This is a genomic window from Pseudoalteromonas sp. ESRF-bin5, assembly GCF_002632075.1.
GTDB classification, from domain to species: domain Bacteria; phylum Pseudomonadota; class Gammaproteobacteria; order Enterobacterales; family Alteromonadaceae; genus Pseudoalteromonas; species Pseudoalteromonas marina.
The window spans coordinates 1-4,225 of record NZ_NTLW01000212.1; the positions used below are offsets into that span (position 1 = coordinate 1).

4 protein-coding genes are annotated in these 4,225 nt (G+C 39.7%); 1 reads left to right on the forward strand and 3 read right to left on the reverse strand.

The window, feature by feature from the left end; translation table 11 throughout:
• Nucleotides 1–376: 376 nt before the first annotated feature.
• The gene (locus BCG07_RS12815; protein ID WP_156797364.1) at nt 377–547 is read right to left on the reverse strand and encodes a hypothetical protein; all 171 of its coding nucleotides are present in this window, start codon (nt 545–547) and stop codon (nt 377–379) included.
• A 167-nt stretch (nt 548–714) separates the two neighbouring features.
• Nucleotides 715–1,080: a hypothetical protein gene (locus BCG07_RS12820; RefSeq protein WP_021032388.1), complete on the reverse strand. Its 366-nt coding sequence runs from the start codon at nt 1,078–1,080 to the stop codon at nt 715–717.
• A gap of 381 nt (nt 1,081–1,461) precedes the next feature.
• Here BCG07_RS12820 and BCG07_RS12825 point away from each other — a divergent pair, with 381 nt between their 5' ends.
• A complete protein-coding gene (locus BCG07_RS12825; RefSeq protein WP_243534050.1) occupies nt 1,462–1,593 on the forward strand; it encodes a hypothetical protein in 132 nt (43 codons plus the stop codon).
• Between the two features lie 167 nt (nt 1,594–1,760).
• Here BCG07_RS12825 and BCG07_RS12830 read toward each other — a convergent pair whose 3' ends face one another.
• On the reverse strand, nt 1,761–4,016 hold the full coding sequence (locus tag BCG07_RS12830; protein ID WP_058429757.1) for an acyl-CoA dehydrogenase: 2,256 nt from the start codon (nt 4,014–4,016) through the stop codon (nt 1,761–1,763).
• Nucleotides 4,017–4,225 lie beyond the last annotated feature (209 nt).

A 4,225-nucleotide genomic window follows, 5' to 3' on the forward strand; every position in this document is an offset into this window, starting at 1 on the left:
GGTGTGGCACAACCACCGACGGCGTTAGGATGGCAATGCAGCTAACGCTGCATTGAACCACGAACATAGACTGAAGACAGGTGCCACGACGAAATAAGTAAGGTCTGCTCTGTTACTAGAAATAGTAATAACCAACGAATATCAGCAAGATAACCGACGACATTACTTGCTTCATCCTATGTATTAACTCGCTCTAATTCGAGCTAAAATAATTATGGCTTAAAAAGTTAGGCAAGGATCAGTGCGTTTAATTTGACAATGGGAGTCATACCAACGCCCTAATAATGGGCAAAAAATTGTTGGCTAAAATGTTGAGGAACGAAAACAGCCAACTGTTTTTTGTCCTTATTTATTAGCTTGTTATATAACTTTAACACTAACCAAAGATATTAGTAAATTTACTAACTGCAAACAAAGCAATACCAACAATTAGTGCATGTAAGCGATATTGCGACCAAGAAAATGAGTCACTTGGTACTGCTTTAAGGTACTCGTCCTCTCCGCCACCGTTAAACATATCAACGGGCAAGAAATCAGATATAAACATAATTAGCCCAAAAGCTATTAAAATAATGCTAATTATAAAAATGAATTTGGTCACTACTCGATCCTGATAGTTATATAACGCCGCTTTAAGCGGCAAATTGTTGTTGGCTAAAATAAGTGAGGTACGAACAAAAGCCAACTGTAATTTGTCCGACTTGAAAACCCTTGTTATGTTTTTTTGTTCAGATAATACCTAAACAAAAAGGCTTGAAATAATGCCGCCAAACCTAATATTTGAGGAGTGTTGTTAAACAAGCCACCAACAACAACTATTAGTGGTATTGCGATATAAAAAGCATAAGAGCCGTTAGTGTACTTTTTTACAAACCAGTGAACAGGAAAGCCAACAACTAACCAACCAACGATAGAAATTAGTAGGTAAACACTAATATAAAGTAAAAAAGTAACGGCAAGTCCATAAATATCATCAAGTGATGAAGGTGCCAGTCCATTGAATAAAAACCAAACGGCGATTCCTATACCAACATAGCCAATACTTTTTATTACAGCACTATCCCAGTTACTTGAACTCACTACGGGCTCCATGAAAACATAACATGTTTATAGCGAGCTAATCGCGCGTATTTCTACCACAGCGTAGCTCGTTTTCTTATTGGTTTATTATTAACAAACTTGCCAACTAATTGCCAGTGTTATTAAAATTCACCCGCGCGCGTTTTCTTCTTAGTATAAAACGAGCGAATGGGTCGTTTTCTTGACTATGCGAGCGACAAAGCCATGGCTGTGCATATATACAGCGCTAATTTGACGAATTGAAAATGAAAACTCGCTCTGCGTATTTAAATTACATTGCGACTATATGCTCACTCGACAGTATTCATTAAGAACTATTAATGCTTATTTGAGTTGGGTCCAAACTTTATTCACTTTCACAACAAACGCCACCCAAGCTCAATGGGAAATTCAGAAGTCGAAGCGTTTTTAGACCATATTCTATTAAAACGTAACATGTCAGCTAAAACACAAGCTGCTAATGGAGTTGTTAGCCTTTTTCAAGATTATGAGCGTCTCTTTCTAATCCTCTAGCGTTACATATTCGCTTTAAGACCAATATCGCTATCTATTGCTACTTTAAAAACACATAAAAAAGCCCCGTTTGGTTTTAATCAAACGGGGCTCCACACTAATTAGTCACTTAAGAATAAAAGCGCCGATTTTGCTGGCGCTTTGCATCATTGAATTAGCTTTGTAGCTTACTGGTTAACCACACTTTTAAGTGGGTTAACTGGTTGTGCGTTGTCATCTAATATGTTCATATCAAAATCGAACTCATCAACACGAATCGCTTTTTCACGTTTCTTGTTGTAATCAATTAACTGAGCAAACTCAGCATCTGTAATTACGTTTGCAGCAAGTGCGTTTTCAAGCGTAATGCTAAAACGAGCACCTGGCTTGATGGTTCTTGCACGTAATGCTTTTTTAACTTTCGCAAGTTCAGCTAGTGATGCAATTTTAGCTTTATAAGCTTGCTCGTTAATATGATGACCGTCGCCTTCAATAGGCTTAACTAAATGCGTTATTTGCGCTTTAAAGGCGGTATCAAGCTGTGCTTGTTCAGCTAATTCGCGGATTAAATCATCGCTGATTTTTGGCATTTTAGTTGAGTAGTTCATTGTAACGAAACGAATAAACTTACGAGTACCACTTGCAGGGAAGTTATCTAAGAACTTGTGCAATGCTTCTTCTGCGCTTTGTAGTGCAAAACGAGTTGCATAATGGAAGTAAGGTGCTGCTTGCTCGCGCTCGCTGCTCGCCACTTTTTGCTCGTAGTATTTAATTGATGCCATAGCTGCATATAAGAAGCTCATTACATCGCCTAAACGTGCTGATAGCATTTCTGCTTGCTTTAATTTACCGCCAAGTACTAACAACGAGAAGTCAGCGTATACTGCAAGTTTTGCAGATAATTTGTGAACTGCTTTTTCGTAGTCACGTACTTCTGGTAATGCTGAGCTTGCGCCAGCTGTAAATGGTAATACACCTAAACGGAATGCACGTAAGCTGTTTGCTGTACTGTAACCAATTGTTTTACGTAAAATACCGTTAAATTCTGCATCAGCGCCTTTGTCGTCGCTGTGGATTGATTCAACCATAGATTGTAAGTATGGGTGACAACGCATAACACCTTGACCAAATATCATCAGGTTACGAGTAAGGATGTTTGCGCCTTCTACAGTAATTGCAATAGGTTGTGCAACGTAGCCACTTGCTAGTGTATTTTGTGGACCGTTTTGAATCGCTTTACCGGCTTGAATATCCATCGCCGAGTCTAATACGTCGCGACCAAGCTCAGTCATGTGGTATTTAGCAATTGCCGTTACTACCGATGGTTTTAAGCCCATGCCTAAACCTTCAGTTGTAAGTACACGCATTGCTTCTTGAAGGTATGTTTTACCTGCAATGTCAGCAAGCTTTTCTTGAATACCTTCAAACTGACCGATTGATAGACCAAACTGCTCTCGTACTGCTGCGTATTCAGATGCAGATTTAAGTGCAACTTGCGCTGTACTTACACCTAGCGCGGGTAGTGAAATACCACGGCCAGCACCTAAACAGCTAACCAGCATTTGCCAACCACGGCCGATGTTTTTCTGACCACCAATAACAAAATCCATTGGTACAAATACTTTGTTACCACGTGTAGTACCGTTGTAAAAACGGATACCCATTGGATCGTGGCGATTACCAAGTTCTACACCTGGGTGCTCTTTTGGAATTAAGGCACACGTAATACCTAGGTTTTCTTTACCACCTAATAAACCGTCTGGGTCAACTACTTTAAATGCTAAACCAAGAACAGTTGCGATTGGTGCAAGTGTGATATAACGCTTGTCCCATGTAATTTCTAGGCCAAGAACTTCTTCGCCGTTGTGCATGCCTTTGGTTACTTTACCAACGTCTGGAATGCCGCCTGCATCAGAACCCGCTTCAGGGCTCGTTAGGGCAAAACATGGGATGTCTGTGCCGTTTGCTAAGCGTGGTAAGTAATGCGCTTGTTGCTCTTGCGTACCGAAGTGAAGAAGTAGCTCACCCGGACCTAATGAGTTAGGTACCATTACTGTTACTGCTACTGCAGAACTTTTAGTCGCAATTGTGCCAACAATTGTTGAGTTTGCGTAAGGGCTAAACTCTAAACCGCCAAATGACTTAGGAATGATAAGCGAGAAGAAACGTTCTTTTTTCAAAAACTCTAAAATGTCATTCGGTAAGTGAATGCCATTTTGAATTACTGAATCGTCAATCATGCCTAGTAGCTCTTGTACAGGGCCGTCAAGGAATGCTTGTTCGTCAGCTGTTAGTGTAGCTGCTGGTACATCGCGTAATGCACTGAAATCAGGCTTACCTTGATAGATAGAACCTTCAAGCCAAACATCACCCGCGTCTAGCGCTTCTTGCTCAGTGATAGAAATACTTGGTAAAACTTTTTTTAACTTTGTACGTAAACTCATGATTGAACTCATCCGACCAGATAAATAATACCTACATTACGTCATAAAAATCGCTTTAGATCAATTACTCTATTCAATTAATTAACAGTTTTTTCAATTTATTTTCTTTACTCGAACGTAAACTGTTGAAACACAAAGGCTTACACCTGTACGCTGAAAATGATAAATTTTTTAAGATTGATTGATAAAACGCCGTGCAAAGGCACCCA